The organism is Streptomyces sp. NPDC053432 (assembly GCF_055585365.1).
This window is the reverse complement of the sequence record NZ_JBVJKF010000003.1, coordinates 61,736-81,599: the sequence shown is the minus strand read 5'-3', so window position 1 is coordinate 81,599 and position 19,864 is coordinate 61,736. Positions and strand designations below refer to the sequence as shown.

14 protein-coding genes are annotated in these 19,864 nt (G+C 74.6%); 7 read left to right on the top strand and 7 right to left on the bottom strand.

The window, feature by feature from the left end:
• Positions 1-64: 64 nt before the first annotated feature.
• Positions 65-1,261, bottom strand: a complete 1,197-nt coding sequence (locus ACZ6Y1_RS06510; RefSeq protein ID WP_469623931.1) for an ATP-grasp domain-containing protein — start codon at positions 1,259-1,261, stop codon at positions 65-67.
• Positions 1,262-1,535: 274 nt separating this feature from the next.
• Here ACZ6Y1_RS06510 and ACZ6Y1_RS06505 point away from each other — a divergent pair, with 274 nt between their 5' ends.
• Positions 1,536-2,480: a (2Fe-2S)-binding protein gene (locus tag ACZ6Y1_RS06505; RefSeq protein WP_469623928.1), complete on the top strand. Its 945-nt coding sequence runs from the start codon at positions 1,536-1,538 to the stop codon at positions 2,478-2,480.
• Between the two features lie 95 nt (positions 2,481-2,575).
• Here ACZ6Y1_RS06505 and ACZ6Y1_RS06500 read toward each other — a convergent pair whose 3' ends face one another.
• The gene (locus ACZ6Y1_RS06500; RefSeq protein ID WP_469623924.1) at positions 2,576-3,598 is read right to left on the bottom strand and encodes an ABC transporter substrate-binding protein; all 1,023 of its coding nucleotides are present in this window, start codon (positions 3,596-3,598) and stop codon (positions 2,576-2,578) included.
• Between the two features lie 145 nt (positions 3,599-3,743).
• On the opposite strand from ACZ6Y1_RS06500, the gene ACZ6Y1_RS06495 reads away from it, so the two are divergent.
• The 4 genes from ACZ6Y1_RS06495 to ACZ6Y1_RS06480 all read left to right on the top strand — a co-directional run bounded on the left by ACZ6Y1_RS06495 (position 3,744) and on the right by ACZ6Y1_RS06480 (position 7,809).
• On the top strand, positions 3,744-4,808 hold the full coding sequence (locus tag ACZ6Y1_RS06495) for a FecCD family ABC transporter permease (RefSeq protein WP_469623920.1): 1,065 nt from the start codon (positions 3,744-3,746) through the stop codon (positions 4,806-4,808).
• Positions 4,805-5,920 (top strand): FecCD family ABC transporter permease, encoded by a 1,116-nt coding sequence (locus tag ACZ6Y1_RS06490; protein ID WP_469623917.1) that lies wholly within the window; start codon positions 4,805-4,807, stop codon positions 5,918-5,920. The genes ACZ6Y1_RS06495 and ACZ6Y1_RS06490 overlap by 4 nt, the downstream gene beginning before the upstream one ends.
• 1 nt (position 5,921) lies before the next feature.
• Positions 5,922-6,761 carry an ABC transporter ATP-binding protein gene (locus ACZ6Y1_RS06485; RefSeq protein WP_469623914.1) on the top strand — a complete coding sequence of 280 codons (840 nt, stop codon included), beginning with the start codon at positions 5,922-5,924 and terminating at the stop codon, positions 6,759-6,761.
• Positions 6,762-6,900: 139 nt separating this feature from the next.
• Positions 6,901-7,809: an ion transporter gene (locus ACZ6Y1_RS06480; RefSeq protein ID WP_469623911.1), complete on the top strand. Its 909-nt coding sequence runs from the start codon at positions 6,901-6,903 to the stop codon at positions 7,807-7,809.
• Here ACZ6Y1_RS06480 and ACZ6Y1_RS06475 read toward each other — a convergent pair.
• From ACZ6Y1_RS06475 to ACZ6Y1_RS06460, 4 genes are all read right to left on the bottom strand, one after another.
• A complete protein-coding gene (locus tag ACZ6Y1_RS06475) occupies positions 7,792-11,472 on the bottom strand; it encodes an SAV_2336 N-terminal domain-related protein (RefSeq protein ID WP_469623904.1) in 3,681 nt (1,226 codons plus the stop codon). The genes ACZ6Y1_RS06480 and ACZ6Y1_RS06475 overlap by 18 nt on opposite strands.
• Entirely contained in the window at positions 11,469-12,536 is a 1,068-nt protein-coding gene (locus tag ACZ6Y1_RS06470; protein WP_469623901.1) for an AAA family ATPase, read from the bottom strand. The genes ACZ6Y1_RS06475 and ACZ6Y1_RS06470 overlap by 4 nt, the downstream gene beginning before the upstream one ends.
• A gap of 103 nt (positions 12,537-12,639) precedes the next feature.
• Positions 12,640-14,760 (bottom strand): VMAP-C domain-containing protein, encoded by a 2,121-nt coding sequence (locus ACZ6Y1_RS06465; protein ID WP_469623898.1) that lies wholly within the window; start codon positions 14,758-14,760, stop codon positions 12,640-12,642.
• Positions 14,757-16,103: a hypothetical protein gene (locus ACZ6Y1_RS06460; RefSeq protein WP_469623895.1), complete on the bottom strand. Its 1,347-nt coding sequence runs from the start codon at positions 16,101-16,103 to the stop codon at positions 14,757-14,759. Before ACZ6Y1_RS06460 ends, ACZ6Y1_RS06465 begins: the two co-directional genes overlap by 4 nt.
• A 210-nt stretch (positions 16,104-16,313) precedes the next feature.
• On the opposite strand from ACZ6Y1_RS06460, the gene ACZ6Y1_RS06455 reads away from it, so the two are divergent.
• Together ACZ6Y1_RS06455 and ACZ6Y1_RS06450 are read left to right on the top strand one after the other, a co-directional pair.
• Entirely contained in the window at positions 16,314-17,255 is a 942-nt protein-coding gene (locus ACZ6Y1_RS06455; protein ID WP_469623892.1) for a trypsin-like serine peptidase, read from the top strand.
• Positions 17,256-18,087: 832 nt separating this feature from the next.
• Positions 18,088-18,327 (top strand): hypothetical protein, encoded by a 240-nt coding sequence (locus tag ACZ6Y1_RS06450; RefSeq protein ID WP_469623890.1) that lies wholly within the window; start codon positions 18,088-18,090, stop codon positions 18,325-18,327.
• Here the strand turns inward: ACZ6Y1_RS06450 and ACZ6Y1_RS06445 are convergent.
• Entirely contained in the window at positions 18,312-19,733 is a 1,422-nt protein-coding gene (locus tag ACZ6Y1_RS06445) for an FAD-dependent oxidoreductase (RefSeq protein WP_469623887.1), read from the bottom strand. The genes ACZ6Y1_RS06450 and ACZ6Y1_RS06445 overlap by 16 nt on opposite strands.
• Positions 19,734-19,864: the final 131 nt, after the last annotated feature.

The following is a 19,864-nucleotide window of genomic DNA, read 5'->3' as shown; positions in this document are numbered from 1 at the left end:
TCGGTGGCGTCCGCGAGGACGGCCGGGACGGGCACGGAGGCCACGGAGGCCGGGGCGGTCGTGGTCACGGGGTGATCTCCCAGCGCTGGGCCGCGAGGTGTTCGGCGGCGACGCGGTCGACGGTCCGCTGGTCCGCGCCGTGGCCGACCGCGCGCAGTACGCCCAGGTAGTCGCGGTTGGTGCCGTAGACCTCGTGCCGCTCCCCCAGCGCGCGCAGCGGCCGGTAGGTCAGTTCGACGCCGTCGACGCCGAGGTCGGCGGCCCCGGGCGCGGCCGTGAGGGTGCCGGAGTTCCGGGCGCAGGGGTAGTGGACGAGGGCGGCACCGTCCGTGCGGGCGCCGAGGTCGGCGGGGAGCGGCACGCCCAGGTGGGTGCGCAGGACGTGCTCGAAGAGCGGGATGTCCAGCAGCCGGGCGAGCATCAGGTCGATCTGGTCGCCGATGGCGCGGTAGTTGACCTCGATGATGCGGGCGCGGCCCTCGTGCACGACGAACTCGGTGTGACAGATGCCGAATCCGACCCCGAGGGCGTCGAGTTGGGCGAGGACCTGCCGGGTGACCGGTTCGGGGTGGGCGCCGACGAAGGTGGAGCGCTCCTCGATGAAGCAGGGAGGCGGGGACAGCCGGGTGTGGAATCCGCCGAGCACGTGGCGGACCGTGCCGTCGCCGAGCGTCTCGATGGTGTACAGCTCGCCGGCGAGGTACTCCTCGATCACGAGGGCGGCCGACGGCCGGCGTTGCTGGATCTCCTTGCACCGCAGGGCGAGTTCCTCGGGCCCCTCCACCAGCACCACGTCCTCGCTGGCCACTCCTTCCCGCGGCTTGACCACGCAGGGGTAGGGCACGTCGAGGGCGGTGAGGGCGGCCGGGTCCTGACCGGCGGCGAGCTCCGTCGCCCATACGGCGTCGAGTCCGCTCGCGGCGAGGTGGCGCCGCATCTGGGCCTTGTCCTTGACGCGCAGCGCGGCCCGCCAGTCCTTGGCGGGGAGGCCGAAGTAGTCGGCGGCCAGGGCCGCCTGGGTCTGGAGGTGGTCGCTGTTGGTGAAGACCGCGTCGGGTGCGTGGTGGGCCGCGATCCGGGCGACGACCGCGCGGAAGTCGCGTACGTCGCACTCCAGGACCTCGACGTCCGGCGCCGAGCGGCGGTGCGCGTCGGGCTGGTCGGTGAGGACGGTGACCTGGAGGCCGAGCCGGGCCGCGGCGGGGAGGAACCCCTCGGTCACCGAGTCGGTCGGGTTGAGTGCGAGCAGGTACAACCGCATGGGCTGGGGGCCCCTTCCGAGTCCTGGGCTGGGGGGTGAGCGGGTGACCGGGTGAGCGGGTGACCGCTTTCCGGCACGCCTCGGCGCCGACGGATGTCCGCACCGGGTTCCGCACCCGCCGGCACAGGCAGCTTAGGTTAGCCAACCCTTAGTCTCAACTCCCGTTCGAGACACGCGGGGTGGCGCGGCAACCTTGATCATAGATCATTGCGTTAAGGTAAGCCTTACCTACTCCCTCGTATGGAGTCCTCGTGTCGCACATGATCGGGAACCGATGACCGCGGCCCCGCGCATCGCCTCTCCCCCACGTCCCGCCCGGGACTGCACCGCCGCGCTGGCACACACCTACGGGCACCTCGCGGCGGTCTGCGAGGCCCTGGACGTCCGGGTGGCGGCCACCGGTACGCCCTCCTCCGGGCCCTCCTCCGCGCGCTCCTTCGCACAGCCGTCCACGCAGCCCCGGCGGTGGGTCGGCGGCGCGGAGCTGGCGCATCGGCCGGAGCCCGCGGGGCGGGCGGAACCGGTTCACGGCCCGTGGGCGCTGGACACCTTCGTCGCCGCCGAGGCCGAACGCATCCGGGCGGGGCACGGGCACGACCCGCGCCCCGATGTCGCCGCCTCGCGCGCGCTCCACGACTACCTCTGGTCCGTCAGCCTGCTGATGAGCGGCGCCTGGTACCTGGAGCGGCGCGTGCCCCGCGTCCGGCCGCGCGACGTGCGCGTCGACCTCTCCACGGGCGCGTTCGAGATCACCCCCGGGGCCGGGTTCGCCTGCCTGCCCGGCGATCCGGCGGCGCACCTGCCGGGGGCCAGGGTGGTCGCGGACGAGGAGGCCCTGCGCGCCGAGCTGCGCGCGGCCGTCGCGGATCACATGCGTCCGCTGCTGGCCGCCATCGGGCCGCGGGTCCGCCGCCGGGACCGGGCCCTGTGGGGCATGGTCACCGACGACCTCGTCTCCGGGATCTGGTACCTCGGCCGCGCCCTGGGCGAGGAGGAGCGGGCGGTGCGCGAGGCGACCGAGCTGCTCCCGACGGCCATGGCCCCCTTTCCCGGCGGCGCCGGCTTCCGGCGGCTCGCGGACCGCGCCGGGCGGCCGCACCCGACCCGCACCCGGCTCGGCTGCTGCATGTACTACACGCTGGACGCGGCCCGCGCCTGCGCCACCTGCCCCCGTACGTGCGACGCGGAACGGCTGCGCCGGATCGAGGAGCAGAGCTGAACACGGCTCCGCGCACGCCGAGGGGCCGGTCCCGCGCCGCGTACCCATGGGATACGGGGCGGAGGCCGGCCCCTCGCTCCGGTGAGCCGCGCCGCCTACTTGGCGGGGTCCACCTGGAAGGCCTTGGCCAGGTCGTCGAGGACCACGTCGGCGCCCTGGAGGGAGACCGAGGTCATCCAGGTGGCGTCGTCGACCTCGTGGACCTGGTTCTTCTGGACCGCGTTCAGGCGCTGCCACAGCGGGTTGGCGAGGAACTTCTTCTTGCGCTCCTCGCCGCCCGAGAAGCTGGTCATGAAGATGTGGTCCGCGTCGGCCTGCTGGATCTGCTCCTCGCTGATCTCGATGTTGAACTTCGCCTCGTCGCGCTGGTTCTCGGGACGCGTGAGACCCATGTCGGTGAGGATGATGCCGCTGAAGGTCTTGGGCAGGTAGATGCGCGTGGGACCGTCGACGAAGCGGACGACCGAGAAGGTCGGCTTGCCGTCGGGCGCCGAGCCGCCGCCCTTGGCGTTGATGGCGTCGCCGATCTTCTTGGCGCGCGTCTGGTACGCCGCCAGCTTGGCGGCGGCCTTCTCCTCCTGACCCAGTGCCTGGCCGAGGAAGGTGATGTTCTCCTTCCAGATCGGGCCGGTGGTCTTCACGAAGACGGTCGGCGCGATCTGGCTCAGCCGGTCGTAGAAGTCGGCGTGACGGACCGTCGCCGAGACGATCAGGTCGGGCTTCAGGGCCGCGATCGCCTCCAGGTTGGGGCTGTCGAGCGGGCCGACGTCCTTGGTGTCCTTCACCGCGGCGCCGAGGTAGGGCGGGAAGCCCTTCTGGTCCCGGTACGATCCGATCCCGCCGACCAGCGGTGCGTCGAGCGCGACGACCGCCTCGACCAGGCTGTTGTCCAGCGCCACCACGCGCTTCGGCTTGGCCTTGAGCTCGGTCCTGCCCTTGTCGTGGGTGATCGTGCGCGGGAAGCCGGCCGACTCGGCGGTCGTCGGCTTCGACGACTCGGCGCCCGCCTTCGTGTCGTCGCCACTGCCGCCGCAGGCGGCCAGCGAGAGGGCGAGGGCCGCTGTGAGGACGGCAGCGGCGATCCGGCCCGGCCGGCGGCGCTGAGTGGAGGTGTTCATCGGTTCTCGGTTCTCCAGAGGGAACATTTATGCTTAGGTAAGGCTTGCCTGAGTGAACGCGTTGTGAAGACTAGCTGCTCTTCGTGGTCAAAATCCAGACGGAACCATGGAACAAATTCGGTTAGGCATCCCTTACCTTGTGTGAGTGTCTCTGAAGCCCGTCACCGCGTCCGCCGACGCGGCCAGCGCCCCAACCGTCCCGCCACCCCGCAGAGTTGCCTCCCGGTCCCTGGTCCTCACGGCGCTGGTCGTCATCGTGGCGGCCATGGCCTGCGCCTCCCTCGCGATCGGCACCAAGGCCGTGCCGCTCTCCGACGTCCTCGCCGCGATATCCGGCAGCGACGCCGGTGACGCGGTCGTCATCCGCGAACTCCGCATGCCCCGCACCTTCCTGGGCCTGCTCGTCGGACTCTCGCTGGGCGCCGCGGGCGCGGTCGCCCAGGACATCACCCGCAATCCGCTCGGCGACCCCGGCCTGATCGGCATCAGCGCCGGCGGCTCGTTCGCCGTCGCGGCGAGCATCGGCATGCTGGGGCTGACCAGTTCGTACCAGTACATCTGGTTCGCCTTCCTCGGCGGAGCGCTGGCCGGGCTCGTCGCCTACGCCGTCGGCGGCACCGGCTACGGCGGTGCCACCCCCGCCAAACTCGCCCTCGCGGGCGCGGCCGTGACCGTACTGCTCGACGCGGGCACCAACACCCTGGTGCTGCTCGACGTGCGCACCCTGGACCAGTACCGCTTCTGGGCGGTGGGCTCCCTGGCGGGGCGGGACCCCGGACTGGGCGTGCAGCTGCTGCCGTTCGTCGCCGTGGGGCTCGTCCTCGCCATCGGGCTCAGCGGCCGTCTCAACGCGCTCGCCCTCGGTGACGACCTCGCCAGCTCGCTGGGCACCCCGGTCAGGTCCACCCGGGCCCTGGGTGCCCTCGCCGTGGTCCTGCTGACCGGCACGGCCGTCGCCGCCGCCGGTCCCGTGACCTTCATCGGGCTGGTCGTCCCGCACGTCGTACGGGCCTTCACCGGGCCGGACGCCCGCTGGCTGGTGCCGTGTTCGGCGCTGGGCGGGGCCTCCCTGATGCTCGCGGCCGACGTCGTGGGCCGGATGGTGGCCCGGCCGGGCGAGCTGGAGGCGGGCGTGGTGACCGCGCTGCTGGGCGCGCCGTTCCTCGCGCTGCTGGTCAAGCGCGGCAAGCTCAAGGAGCACACCCGATGAGCACGACCGGTACGGCGGCTCCTCCCGCCACGCGTACGACGGGCCGCCAGAAGGCGCTGCCCCGGCTGCGGTTCGAGCTCGGGCCCGTCGGCTTCGCCGTGCGCCCCCGGGCCGCGCTCGCGGTGCTCGGACTCGTCCTGACCGGCTTCGCGGGGCTGATCGCCTCCGTGTCGCTGGGCACCTTCGCCATCCCGGTCGGCGACGTGCTGGGCGCGGTGCTGGGCACCGGTTCCGGCGCGGCCGACCTGATCGTCCACCAGCTGCGGCTGCCCCGCGCCCTGACCGCGCTGCTGGTGGGCGCGGCGTTCGGGCTGGCGGGCGCCGTGTTCCAGGCCGTCACCCGCAACCCGCTCGCCAGCCCGGACCTGATCGGCATCGCGGCCGGTGCCGGGGCCGGCGCGGTGGGCTCGATCCTCATCGGCGGAGTCACGGCGGCGGGCGCCGGCACCTTCGGGGCCGTCCCGTTCGGGGCCCTCGCCGGCGCCCTGCTGACCTCGCTCGCCATCTACCTGCTGGCCTACCGCGACGGCACCATCACCGGCTACCGCTTCGTGCTCGTCGGCCTCGCCGCGAACGGCGCGCTGATCGCGCTCACCCGCTGGCTGCTGGCCCGCGCCGACATCGACCAGGCCTCCCGCGCCATGGTGTGGCTGACCGGCAGCCTCAACGGGCGCGGCTACGAGCACGTGCGATGGGCCGGGCTGGCACTGGCCGTGCTCGTACCGCTGACCCTGGCGCTCGCCCGCCCCTACCAGCTGCTCCAGTACGACGACGACACCGCGCGCAGCCTCGGCGTCCCGCTGCGGCACGCCCGGATCGCCCTGCTGGTCCTCGCCACCTGCCTCACCGCACTGGCCACCTCCGCGGCCGGGCCGATCGCCTTCATCGCCCTCGGCGCCCCGCAGATCGCGCGCCGCGTCACCGGCAGCGCGGGCATCCCCCTGGTCACCAGCGCGCTGACCGGGGCGGTCCTGCTGATCCTCTCCGACCTGGCCGCCCGCCTCGTCCTCGCCCCGACCGAACTGCCCGTCGGCGTCCTCACCGGCGCCGTGGGCGCCCCGTACCTGCTGCTGCTCCTCGCCCGTACCAACCGGGCCGGAAAGGGAGGCTGACATGACCGCCCCGCTGACCGAGACCCCGTCCACGGGCATCGCCCCCGCCGCGCTGGCCACCTCCGCGCTGCGTCTGGGGTACGGCGACCGCATCGTCTCCGAGCAGCTCGACCTCGACATCCCCGCCGGGCGGGTGACGGCGCTGGTCGGCCCGAACGCGTGCGGGAAGTCCACCGCGCTGCGGGCACTGGCCCGGCTGCTCAAGCCCGTCGGCGGCGCCGTCCACCTGGACGGAGAGGACATCGCGGGCCTGTCCGCACGGGAGTTCGCACTGCGCCTGGCCCTGCTGCCGCAGACTCCCTCCGCGCCGGACGGCATCTCCGTACGCGACCTGGTGGCCCGGGGCCGCACCCCCCACCAGCGGTGGTGGCGCCAGTGGTCCTCCTCCGACGAGGCCGCGGTGGACGCGGCTCTGGCCGCGACGGGCGCCGCGGAGCTGGCGGCCCGCTCCATCGACGAGCTGTCGGGCGGCCAGCGCCAGCGCGTGTGGATCGCGATGGCCCTGGCCCAGCACACGCCGGTGCTGCTGCTGGACGAGCCGACGACGTACCTCGACCTCGCCCACCAGGTGGACGTCCTCGAACTGGTCGCCGACCTCAACCGCACGGAGGGCCGCACGGTGGTGATGGTGCTGCACGAGCTCAACCTCGCCTGCCGGTACGCCGGGCACCTCGTCGCGATGCGCGACGGCCGGGTCGTCGCGGCCGGTCCTCCGTCGGAGATCGTCACCCCGGACCTGGTCCACGAGGTCTTCGGGCTGCGGGCCGCGGTCATCGAGTGCCCGGTCGCCGGGACCCCCCTCGTCATCCCGAGGGGCGGCCGCCGCACGGAAATCGCCTGACGGGACCGGAAGTGTTTCCTGGTACGGGTGCGACGGGTGTGAAACCCGATCGGCTGTAACGCGTTAGAGGCATGGGGCACGGCGCCGACCGAGCGCCTGCCCGCCCGCCTGCGACGCAGTCGACCGTACGAGGAGCACGATGACCAGCGCGACGACGAACCCGAAGCCGGCCGGACGCGGCCGGATGAAGCTGGCGGCCCGCTGCCGGCTCGTCACCGAAGCCCCCGCCTTCGGGATCGTCGTCTTCTGCGCGATCCTGTTCAACGCGGCGCTGATGGGCCTGGAGACGTACAGCGGTCTCGCCGGGGAGTACCGGCTGGTGCTGGGGGCCGCGGAGAACTGCTGCCTGGCCCTGTTCACGCTGGAGATCCTGCTGCGCATCGGCGCCCAGGCCGACCAGCCGAAAGCATTCTTCCGCGACCCGTGGAACCTCTTCGACCTCGCGGTCGTGGCCTCCGCCTTCCTGCCGTTCGTCCGGGAGAACACCACCATCCTGCGGCTGCTGCGCCTGGCCCGCGTCCTGCGCACGGCGCGCTTCCTGCCGCACCTGCGGATCCTGCTGATCGCGGTGGGCCGCAGCCTGCCGGGCACCGCCAGCTTCCTGTTCGTGGGGGCGCTGGTGGTGTACGTGTACGCCATGATCGGCTGGGTCTGCTTCGCCGAGGCCGACCCCGAGCACTACGGCTCGGTGGGCCGGGCCGGGCTCACCCTGTTCCTGCTGACCACGCTCGACGGGCTGACGGACGCGGTGCGGGCGGGGCTGCAGATCTCCCGGCTCAGCATCGTCTTCTACGCGTCGTACGCGCTGCTGGCCTCCTTCGTGCTGGTGAACGTGCTGATCGGTGTGGTCCTCAACTCCCTCGACGAAGCACGGGAGATCGAGGAGGAGAACAGCCGCGTTCCCGCGCAGGCCGGCCCGGAGGCGGACGTCCGCGAACGGATCGCCACGGCGCGGCGGGCGCTCGACGAGATCGAGGCGAGCCTGGCCGCCACGCCGGCGGAGGGGCGGGCCGAGCGGCGGCTGAAGGTCTCACACTCCGGATCCTGAGCCGGCCCCCTCCCCGGAATCGGGGTCTCGCAAGTGCATGGCCCAGGTGCCGTCGGATTCCTGCTCCACGATCCAGCGGTCCGGCGCACCGGAGGACGGCAGGGCGTGCCCCGCGTTCGCTTCGAAGCTCGCCCTCTCGAAGTGGACGCGGCCCCGGAAGTCCGCGAAGTCGAAGGCCACCGGGGCCTTGAAGACGGCTCCGGTCGACAGCAGGCCGCGCTCCCACGCCGTACGGGCGTAGGACACCGGCCCCTCGAAGAGGGCACCGTGCAGCCCCGTCATGTCGCGGAAGACAGCGCGGCTGAAGTCGGCGGAGCCGCGGACCCGGATCCCGTTCATGTCGGACGGCGCCTCCAACACCGCGCGCTCGAAGGAGACTTCCCCGTCGCAGGTGCAATACGAGAACCCCGCGGAACCGATGAAGAGGGTTCGACGGAACGAGGCCCCCTGGCGGAACCGGCCCTGCCCGAACTCCGCGTCGCCCCGGAACACCGCGCCGTCGAAGGAGACCCGTCCTGCGAAGACGGACCAGCCGAACAGGGCGCGCCCCTCGAACACCGCGCGATGAAAGGAGGCGCGGTCCATGAACTCGGCGCCCGTGGTGACCCAGGGCTCCGTGAAGCGTGCCCGGTCGAAGGCGACCGGGCCCAGCCTCACCCGTTCCGCCGGCCCCGGCGCCACTCCAGTTGCCGGTACCGTCCCCGTGGCCGTCCCCGGCTCCTCCAGCCGCCGCAGCACCAGGCCGAGCAGTCCGGGCCCGAAGGTGGTTCCCCTGAAGTCCAGGGGTGACCCCGGCCCGAGGGTCCTGAGGTAGGCGCCCCGTTCGGAGCCGTCCAGATGGGTCAGGCAGCGGTCGTACCCCGGCAGCCTGATGCCGATGCAGCCCCGTGGGCGCGTGGTCCGGTCGCCGCAGACGGGCCAGTCCACCGCCTCGTCCAGGAGCTGCTCGGCGTCCACCAGGGCCTGGCCCAGTTCGGCGGGGTCACCGATGGACACCCAGCCCGGGGGGCCGTCCCCGGCCACGGCGAGCGTGCGGAGTCCCGCGGTCCCCAGGAGCACGCCGAGCTCTTCCAGCAGGGGATGGGACAGCAGCACGAGGAGCGGCTGCGCCGACGCCCGCCGTCCCAGTTCCTGAACCTGCCCGAAGACCTCGGCGGAGACGTTCCGTCCCGTGCTCACCACCACGGACACGCCCGCCACCCACGGCGGGTGCTCTTCGACGAACCGGCGTGCCCGCACGGTCAGTTCGGACAGGATCCGGCCGGCCCGGCCGAGTGCGTCCGGCCCGTCGACCACGAGGAACCGCGCGTCCCCGTAGGGCCTGACCTCGGCCGTGACCCCCGTGTCGCGCACGAGGTCCCGGAGGAACGTGCCGAGGTGGGCCCCGGCCGGGTTGCGCACCCCGTCCCCGTTCGAGCCCTCGTGCCCGGCGGTGGGCTCCACGAGCCGGGCCGCCACGGTGAGAAGCGCCGGTGGCCGCCCTCCCGGGGCGGTCAGGCCCTCCTCGAACCCCGACTGGTCCAGCAGGGCCCGGCCCGACAGGAACACCATCCGGTCCGGCCAGACGCCGTGGACGACGCCGATCAGGGCGCCGTCGCGGGAGACCGGGCCGCCGCGGTAGTGCGTCCAGTCCTCCGGTTCGGCGGAGAGCCGTACGAGCTCGCCGTTGCGGGCGCCGTTGTAGGGGAGCACCTCGCCCGTCAGCGCGATGCGCTCCCCCTGGTCGGTGAAGCCGTCCACCCGGCCCGGCCCCTGTCCCGCCACCTCGTCGGACCACCGCAGGGGCTCCGTGAGGACGGCCGGGTCGGCCAGGTCCTCGTCGGCGCGCAGCAGGACGACGCGGGGCAGGGCCTCGTCCCACCACACGGGCCGGCAGGCGATCTCCCGGCCCCCCGCCCTGATCCAGGTGGGCACGCCGGTGACGGGGAGGTCGTCCCCGACGGTGAGCACCAGGCGCGGCGTCAGCAGGGTGCCGACGTCCAGGGGCTCCGCCGCGGTGTCGTAGCGGACGCGGACCACGCGGTCGGCCAGGCCGGGCTCAGGCCGGGGGCGGGCCGCGAACGGCTGGGCGTCCGGCGGCACGAGGCGGCGGCCGTCGCGCCCGGTCGTGACGCGGATCGCGGAGAAGTCCGGTCCGGGGCCCCGGTTGCGGGCCACGTACTCCCAGACGCGGCGGCGTACGAGTTCCCGTACGGCGGCCACCTCGCCGCGCAGCTGCGAGCCGAGCAGCGCTTCCCGTACGCCCGGCAGGAACTCGAACTCGATGTCGTCCGCGTCCTGTTCGGGGCCCCAGGGCGCGAAGAGCCCGCCGAGGGCGACCTCCGCCAGGTGCCCGTGCTCGGATTCGCGCAGCAGTGAGCGCCGTACGAGGGTCATCACGGGGAGGGTCAGCGGTACGGCGGCCAGGTGCGCGGCGAGCCGCTGGGCGGTCGGGGAGGCGTTCGCGCGGAAGCGTTCCACGACCTCCAGGGCGGTGGCGGCCACGGGCGGACCGGGAGGGGCCTGCGGCGCCGCGGACCCGGGTCGCGCGTCGAGGCGCAGGCAGGCCAGACGGTGTCGGCGGCCGTCGCCGGAGACCACGCGCAGCAGCCGGGCCAGGCTCGCCGGGGCGGTCCCCACGACGGGGACGACGGCGGCGGGAGCGACGCCGTCGGCCGGGCGTCGGCGGCGCGGGGTGGCCCGGTTCCGGGTGGCGCGCCCGCCGGGGAACCGCTGCCAGGAGCGGGTGGCGACGGCAGGGCGGTCCGCGCGGACGGAGAACGGGACGGGCCGGACGGCGCCGCGCGTCCACAGCCGTTCGGGCAGCACGTTCAGCACGGCCACGGCGTTGTGCGCGCTCCAGTGCCGCAGTACGCCCTGGAGCGGGGCCTCGCGCCAGCCGCCGGCCACCGTGTCGGACAGTACGAGCAGCAGCCGGCGGCCCGCCGGGTCGGCCAGTTCGAGGGGGTTGCGGGGCGGCCCGCCGCGGCGGTGCGTGACCATGGGGGTGGCTCCGGAGGCGGTGCCGGTCAGCTGCCAGGTGCGCACGTCGCGGAAGACCCCGCTGCGGGTCAGGACCTTGCGGAGCTCGTCCACGAGGTCGGCCCAGAGCAGCATCGAGTGGTGGGTGTCGACGACCAGGGCCAGGTCGAGCCAGCGGCTCTCGGCGGGCCGCAGGACCGGGGTGGGCACCATCCGTTCGATGCTGCGTTCCACGGTGAGCTGCTCGTCCAGTTCCTCCCCCGGCCCACCGATGGAGCGCCGGCCGACGGGGCGCAGGGAGCGCATCAGGCCGAGCGGATCGTCGAGGGAACCGGCACGGGGCAGCCGCAGGGTCGTGCCGCGGCGGTACCCGGCGGCGCCGGCCGGTGTGCCGTCGGTGGCCGCTGCCGGTTTCCCCTCGGGGTCGCGGACGGGCACGGCGGCCGGGTACAGCCGTACGTCCGGTTCCGCGGCGTCCCGCCCGCCGCCGTGGCCGCGGGCCGGCTCGGGTGCCGCGGGTTCGGCGGCCGGCGGCGGCTCCGCCCCGGGCGCGGCCTGCGGAGTCCCGGGCGGGCGGGCGCCGGCCGGGTCCACCCGGGCCGCCAGCCACAGGATGTCGGCGATCTCCTCGACCCCCACGCCGGGGCGCGGGCCGCCGTCCCCGGCGCCGTCGGCGAAGGCGGCGAGCAGTTCCTCGATCACGCCGTCGGCCCGGTCAGGTGCTGCATGACGGTGTCGAGGAAGCGGTCGCGGTCGCCGGGAGCCGACCAGGCGCCGGCGAGCCGGAGCTGGATGGCGTTGAGGAGCTGGTCGGTGGCCAGGTCGCCGTCCTCGGCGCGGTCGAGGAAGGATCGTACGAGTTCCCGGTACTCCTCGTCGGTCTCGATGTCGACGCCGAGGCGGCGGCGCACGATGCGGGCGAGCTTGTCCGGTCCGGGGGCGTCCAGGTGGAGGCGGACGCAGCGGCGCAGGAAGGCGGGCGGGAAGTCGCGTTCGCCGTTGCTGGTGAGCACGACCACGGGGAAGTACCGGCACTGGACGCGGCCCTCCTCGATGCGCACGGCGGCGTCGAGACCGTCCGCCGTGCCGACGGGGACGGTGCGGCTCTGCTGGGCGAGACGGGCGAGTTCGGGGATGACGAAACCGCCGTCCTCGAAGACGGTGAGGAGGTCGCCGGGGAGGTCGATGTCGCTCTTGTCGATCTCGTCGACGAGGAGCACGCGGGGCCGGTCCTGCGGCAGGAGGGCGGTGCCGAGCGGGCCCAGGCTCAGGTAGCGGGAGATGGAGGGGGCGTCGGGGGACGCGGCCGGCCCGGCGGGCACGGCGCCGGGCGGACGCAGCTGTTCCAGCCCGGCCTCCTGGAGGCGGCCGACGGCGTCGTAGAGGTACAGCCCGTCACGCAGGACCGTCCGGCTGGTGATCGGCCAGTGCAGTACGGGCCCCAGACCGAGGTCCGTCGCGATGCTGTAGGCGAGCGTGGACTTGCCGACACCCGGCTTGCCGGTGATGAGGAGCGGCCTGCGCAGGTGCAGCGCCGTGTTGACCACGTCCTTCTCCGGCTCGTCGGGTACGTAGCCCTCCCCGCGCTCCACGGTCTGCTCCCAGGCCTTCCCCTCGCAGCCCGGTGGCCGGTACTCCGGGTCCGGGACGCCGTTGAACCTGCGCCAGGGCGGCGGCGGGCCGGCCTCCAGGCGGGCACGCCGCTCCGTGCCCTCACCGGTCCCGTGGTACAGCCACCAGTCCTTCGCCACTGCCTGTGCCTCCATCGTCGGTGTCGCCGTTGTCCGTGGTCGGGGTCGGGATCGGGATCGGGATCGGGATCGGTGAGAAGGGATCGCGGATCGGGGTTCGGAGATCGGGGGCGGCGGGTCACGGATCAGGGGGGCAGGCCAGGGGCCGGAGGCCGGGCACGTCGTCGGGATCGTCCCACAACAGCACCAACTGGTCTGCCCCCGGCGGCGGTTGCAGGGGGCGCGCGGCTCCGCGCGGGGGCACTCCGGCGGCCGCCCGGCGCACTTCCCGTACCCGCGCCGGCAGGTCGAGCACGTCGAGCGCCCCGGGGTCGGGGCGGCCGTCGGGCCCGGCGGGGGCGAGCAGGTCGAGGAGTGCGGGCTCCGGGGTGCCGCCGCCGCGCCGCCACACCGCCACCGGGACGCCCCCTTCGAGCACGGCCTCCAGCAGCCCTTCGTGGGGGGCGGTGGTGGTGTGCGCCACGACGCAGGCGGGGGCGGGTCCCGCGGCCAGCTCCATCCCGAGGGTGTCCGTGGTCTCGGCGTCCCACACCACCCGGACGGCTTCGGGGTGGCGGCCGCCGCGGATGCACAGCCACCGCCATTTGGTGTGCCACTCGGCCCGGGTGTCGGCCCGTTCCTCCGGGCAGCGCACCACGACCTGGTAGAGCAGGCCGAGGGCCCGGCGGCGCCCCGCCGGTCCGCGCGGCACCGGCCACTGGTCAAAGTCGGTGTCCAGCAGCTCGTAGGGGACGTGGAACTCGATCCGGTCCACCACCGCGTGCGGCGCCCCGGGCGCGGGGCCGCCGTCCCGCGCCGCGCCCCCGCCGATCAGCGCGAGCTGCCGCAGCAGTTCCTCGCGTACGGCCTCCAGCGTCAGCGGCGCGCCCTCCGACTCCCACACCTGCCGCGTCCCGTCGCCGCGCAGCCACATCCGGACCAGGAAGCCGTCCTCGCCGCCCGGCGGCACGTCCAGCCGGACGTCCAGGGCGGTCCGGGGCGCCGGCCCCGGGGGCGGCGGCAGCACGGGCAGGTCCAGCCGTGCGCGGGTCTCGCGTACCCATTCCAGCAGCCGGGCCGCCCATGCCGCGTCGGTCGCCGCGGCCCGGTCCGCGAGGAACCGCACGAACGGCACCGCCAGCGGCATGCCGGTGCTGCCGGTGCCGCTGGTGCTGCCGCCCTGGCGCTCGTCCAGGTCCTGGACCACGTCGAGCAGGCTGTCGCCGGGCAGGCCGCCGGCCGTCGGGGTGGTGCAGCCGGCCGCCTTGAACGCCCACGCGTAGGCCTCGTGGGCGTGGCGCGGCAGGGCCCGGCCGGCGAAGAGCACACCGAGCCCGTCCCAGGCGGCCTGGTCGAGCCGGGTGGCCCGGGGCGGTGCGTGCCGGGGCCGGTCGGTGCCGCCGGGGAGGTCCTCGTCGAGGAAGGAGCAGGCGTCCCAGTCCCGGTCGACGAGGAACTGCGGCAGCTGCCAGCCCTCGCCGCGGTCGCGCTGCTCCCGGAAGGCGCGGTGGATGGTGCGGGCGGAGGCGGCGAGTCCGGTGACTCCCTCGCGGACGGAACACTCGCCGAGCTCCGCGAGCAGGGCCTCGGTGAAGCGGCCCGCGCCCCGTTCGGCGTCGTTCTGCGCCGCCTCGCCCTCGCGGGAGGCGTAGAGCCGGAACTGGCGCCGGCCGGGCACCGAACTACCGCCCCCGTAGTCGTTGGTGCCGAAGTTCCACCGGGTGTCGCGGGGTGCGTCGACCCGGCAGGCGTCGACGAGTGCGGCCTGGAGGGGGAACCTGCGGCGCCCCACGAGGTCGGTGCGCCACCAGCGCAGCGCGGAGTCGAGGTTGAGGTGGCGGATCTGCCCGGGGTGGGCGTCGGAACAGGGCAGCATCAGCTCGTCGCGGGGGCCGAGGTAGCCGTGTCCGGCCCAGAAGATCCAGAGCAGGTCGCCGTCGCACTGCGGAAGTTCGTCGAGCAGCGCCGATTTCACGTTGCCCTCGGTGGCCGGCCGGTGTGCCGTCCGCAGGGCGGCCATGGCCGGGGAGCCCGACCAGTCGAGGGTGTCGGGGTCGTCGATCGGGGACAGCAGCAGCCGGACGTTGCCGGGCGGCACCTGGCCGGGCCCGGTCAGCCAGCGTGTGAAGCGGAGGGCGTCGCGGGCCGGGCCGCGCAGGTTCCAGCGGGGGCTGACGGCGTACCGCTCGACCCCGGCGACCAGCGCGAAGGTCCGCCCGGGGCCGAGGGCCGGCGGCAGGAGGCCCAGGTCCGCGGTCACCCGATCCCCGCCTCGGTCACCGCCCGCCCGATGCGCTCGTAGAGGGTGTCCTGCTTCCAATACGCGCTGTGGCAGGCGGGGAAGGGCTGGCGGCTGCCCACCTCGTGGTCGCTGATGCGCGGGTCGCCGGGGAAGACGGGGCCCGCGAGGTAGGCGAGCACGTCCTGGCGGTCGTACACGTTGAGCCAGCGCGGGAAGCCGTACGGAAGACTCTCGCCGGGCTCCAGCGCGGTCAGCGCGCCGAGTTCGTACAGGAAGGGCGCCTGGGAGCCGACGGTGACGAGGAGTTCCACGCCGGGTACGGGCTCCCCGCGGGCGGCGGCGAGGGCGAGGAGGTCGACGAGGGCGATGCCGCCGAGGCTGTGGCCGATGAGTACGGCCGGCCCCGGCCGGGAGGTGATCCCGGCGTGGAGGAAGGCGCGCAGGGCGTGGCCGCGGGCCTGGTAGCGCAGGATGTCGCCGAGCGCGGGGGCGGCCCCGACGGTGAGGGAGCCTCGCCAGGCGTTGAGCAGGGGCTGCGTGGTGACGCGCAGCGCGAGCCGGCCCAGGACGGCGGCGGCGCGGGCGCCGGGCACCCGGGCGTCGCCGCCGAGGCGGGTGGTGAGCAGCTCGACGAGGCGGTCGCGTTCGGCTCCGGTGCAGTCGGCTTCGGCCCCCGCGGAGGCGAGCGCGGCGGCGGTCACGGCCCGCGCGAGGACGGTGGCGAGCTCCGCCGCGTGCGCCGCCTCCCCGGCCCGCTCCCCGGCCCGCGCGGCCTCGGCGGAGCGGGCGACGAGGTCCACCGCCCCGGGCAGGTGCATCCCGAGCCCGGTCCCGCGCAACAGCCCGCCGAGCTCACCGCCACCGCCCGCCGCGCCGGCCATGCGGGCCACGCCGACCGCGCCCGCCTCGGGGGATCCGTCGGCCGCATGGACGGCACCGGCCGCGAGGCCCGCACCGGCCCCGGCGGACGCCCCCGCCGGGGGGTACCCGTCCCGCAGGGCCGACAGCAGGTCCAGCACCCTGGCGCCCTCCGATCGGACGCCCGGCATGGCGAAGCCGTCGTCGTCCTCGCCGCCCTCCCAGCCGGCCTCCGCCAGCACCCGCACCTCGCACAGCGGGTCGGCGATCAGGAGTGCCCAGGCGGCCGTCTCGGCATCGGCCTCCTCCGCGTCCGGCCCCGGCCGCAGGCCCGGCACGGACCGGCCGCCCGCGCCGAGGTCCGCGCCGAAGCGGTCACCCCAGTAGCAGGAGTCGACGTCCGCCCCGGGGAAGCGCGCGGCCAGCCGCTCCCGCACCAGCGTGAACAGTGCGTCGTGCCGCTCCCGCCGCACCCCCGTACCGTGGACAAAGAGAAACCGCATCCCACCCGCCCCCTCGCACCGTCACTCGCCCCCGCCCGGCACGATAGCGCCGAGCCGCCAACCGGCGTCAGGGATGTGCGAGTTCGGAAAACGCACACCGCGGCCTCCGCCCCGACTGTGAGCACGAACACGTCCCGGACCCGGAACCCACCCCGCCCCCCGGCCCATCTGATGAGAGGTCGTTGATGTCTGTTGGGGTGGGAGCACCGGATGGTCGGCAGGGTTGAGGCGCGCGTCGTGAGGGGCTCGGTGCTCCTCGCCGTCCTGTGCGCGCTGGTCCTCGCGGGCGGCTGGTACGTCTGGGAGCTGCGCGCCATCGCCGCCCACCTCGCGGACGGGGATCCGGAGCGGGGCGTGTACCAGCAGGACCCGGAGCGGGCCGACAAGACGGCCTCCGAGGTGCTCGACGGCATCGTCCGGGAGGTCGCGGAACCGCCGATGGACGGCAAGGCCTTCGGGGGCGACGCGCGGGTGAACTGGCGGTCCGGGGGGTGGAAGCCCTCCGAGCCGCTGCAGGCCCGGCCGGCCGCCGCCGAGCCCGCGATCGGGGCGCTGTTCTCCCCCGGCCAGGACGCCGATCCCGACCACCACTGCTCGGCCGCGGTGGTCCACTCCCCCGCCGGCGACCTGATCGTCACCGCCGCCCACTGCGTGTACAGCCGCGGTTTCCGCACCAACCTGGCCTTCGCCCCCGGCTACCGCGACGGCGTGGCACCGTACGGCATCTGGGTGCCGACGCGCATCGACGTGGACCCGCGCTGGACCGACGACCAGGATCCGGACCACGACGTCGCCTTCATCCGGCTGCGCCGCCCCGGCTACCCCGGGCAGCGGCTGGAGGACGTCACCGGGGCCGAGACCATCGCGTTCCGCCCCGAACTCCCCGTCCCCGCACGGGTCGTGGGCTATCCGAACGACACCGAGGAGCCGCTGGACTGCCGCAACACGGCGGTGTCGGCGGGGCCGGCGCAACTGCGGCTGGACTGCGCGGACGTACCCAACGGCACCAGCGGGGGCCCGATCCTGACCGACGGCAGCACCCTCATCGGGGTGATCGGCGGGCGTGACGGGGGCGGCGACGAGGAGACCTCGTACAGCAGCTACTTCGGCGACGGGATCCGGCAGCTGTACGAGCGCGCCGCCAAACACTAGGGCGGGCGCAGCAGGCTCCCTCCGGGACCGCCTGCTGCATCGTGAAGCGCCTCGGCCCGCTCCTCGCGGGCCCGTGCCGCGCAGGTGTTCTGCTCCAATGGGCTGATCGTCCGGCGGGGCGCTCAAGGCGGCGAATCCGCAGACCGATGCTGCCGGGGAATGGGATTCCCGTTCGCGACATCACTCGTTTCGGGTTCTCAAGGAGCCGCGCATGAGCGCTGACCACGACAACCGGTCGACCACGCTCGGTCCACTCCCCGGAAGGACCGCATGGGTCGCAGGGGGCGCGATGGCATCGCTCGCCCTGCTATTGCTGGGCTTCGCCGGCCCCGCCCTCGCGACCACTCAGTACCGGCAGGCGGCGAGCATCCAGGCAGACCCCGGGCCCGACCACTGCAAGCCGTGGTGGGACGAATGCGCCGACGGGGGCGGCTCGGCAGGCCCGACGGGGCCGACTGGGCCGACGGGGCCGACGGGTCCGACGGGTCCTCGGGGCGATACGGGGGCGACCGGTCCCACGGGTGCCACCGGCCCTCAGGGCGTACCCGGCGAGCCGGGTCCGACCGGGGCGACGGGGCCGACCGGTCCCGGCGGTGGAGCCCCCGGGGCGACCGGTCCGACGGGCCCTGCAGGCGCCACGGGGCCGGCCGGACCCCCGGGAACGGATGGTGCGGCCGGTGCCACGGGCCCCACCGGGGCCACCGGACCGACGGGCGCGACCGGACCGACGGGCGCGACCGGACCGACGGGTGCGACCGGACCGACGGGTGCGACGGGTGCGACGGGTGCGACGGGTGCGACGGGCGCAGCCGGGACCAGTGACGTCACGCCCGTGGAAGGACCAGGAACCACAGTCGTCGCGAACGGCCCGGTCGCTTTTGACATCGCGACCTGTCCACCCGGCCAGAAGGCGATCTCCGGCGGTTTCCGCGGCAGCGTCTACATCTTCCCGGTTGCCTCCTTCCAGACCAGCACCGTCACCCCGGGTGACACCTGGTACGTGGCCTTTCAGAACGTCGACCCGGCCGACAACGACCGCAACGCGTCCGCCATCGCCTATTGCTCACCGTGACGCGGGCTCCCCGGCGGGGCGTGGTGCGGCGGGTAAGCGGGGGCCGTCGGGGTGGTCGGCAGGCGCCACTTGGAGAGGACCCGGACCACCGTGCCCGGGCTGAGCAGGGTCGTCGGCGGGGCCGACAGGGACAGCACCCCGAAGAAGCGGTCGGCGATGACCTGGTCGGAGTTGGCGCCGGCCATCACCCGCGACATGTAGCCCTGCAGGACCTTCGTGGCCCGGTCCGGTGCCGGGCCCTCCGTGCCCGGGTAGCGCATGTCCTCGCTGGTGGCGATCTGCCAGGCCGTCTCCGCCTCGGCCACCGCACGGCGCTGGATCCGGCGGGCGGCCGCCGGGATGTCCTGCGCGCCCAGGGGGGCGATCTCCTTGCGCAGGGCGTCGGCGACCAGCGCCGCCACCGTCATCCCGTGCCCGTAGACGGGGTTGAACCGGCAGGCCGCGTCGCCGAGTACGACGAATCCGGCCGGCCAGCGGTCCAGCCGTTCGTAGTGGCGCCATTCGTTCGCGGTGGAGCGGAACGCGGTCGCCGGGGACAGCGGCTTCGCGTCGCGCAGGGCGTCGTGGAGCACCGGGCTGCGCAGACTGCGGGCGAAGTCGAGGAACTCCTCGTCCTTCGTGGGCGGGGCGTGCTCGCCGTTGCCGATGAGGGTCACCAGCCACCGGTCCTCGCCGTCCTGCGGGATGAGGACGGCCCCTCGCGGGAGGTCGGGGCGGCCCTGGACGTAGAGGCCCCGCCAGCGCCGTTCCGGGTCGGCCGGGATCTCGTAGTACCGGCTGGAGTAGCCGAGGTGGGAGTCGTAGCGGGTGGTCTCCGGCGTCGGGAAGCCGAGTGCGGCCAGCCAGGCGGGGGCTCTGGAGGTGCGTCCCGTCGCGTCGACCACGAACCGCGCGGCCAGCGGGTCACCGTCGCGGAGCTCCACGCCGGTCACCGAGCGGCCGTCAGGCCCGGCGACGAGCCCGGTGGCCTGGCTGCCGGCGCGCAGCCGGATCCGTTCGTCGCGCAGCACCTCGCGGCGTAACGTCCAGTCGAGCAGCTCGCGGCTCGCCAGGAGGATGTCCGAGCCGTCGACCTCGTGGAACCAGTCGGCGGGGCTCAGCCAGAGGAAGTCCCGCGGACTGTTCAGCAGGGCCGCCCCGCGGGCGCGCAGCTTCTCCGTGACCCCGGGCAGCAGTTCCTCGATCAGCCGGACGCCCCGGGACCACAGCACGTGCACGTGCCGGGACTGCGGGATGCCGGGCCGGAAGGACGGTGCGGCCTCGGCCAGTTCGTCCTTCTCGACCAGGGTCACCCGCGCGAACCGGTCCGCGAGGACCCGCGCCGCCAGCAGCCCGGCGATGCCCGCCCCGAGGACCACCGCGTGGTCGGGGGCTCCTGGGTGGTTGTCCATGTCGTCGTCGCTCATGTCGCCGAGTCTCCCGGGGAGGGCGGTGGGCAGGTCAGGGGCGGTCCGGGGCGCCCGGATGCGCCCCGGGGGCGGACGGGCTCACGGCGGGGCGCCCGCGCGCCGGCCGCCCGGCCGCCGGTGCGCGGGGT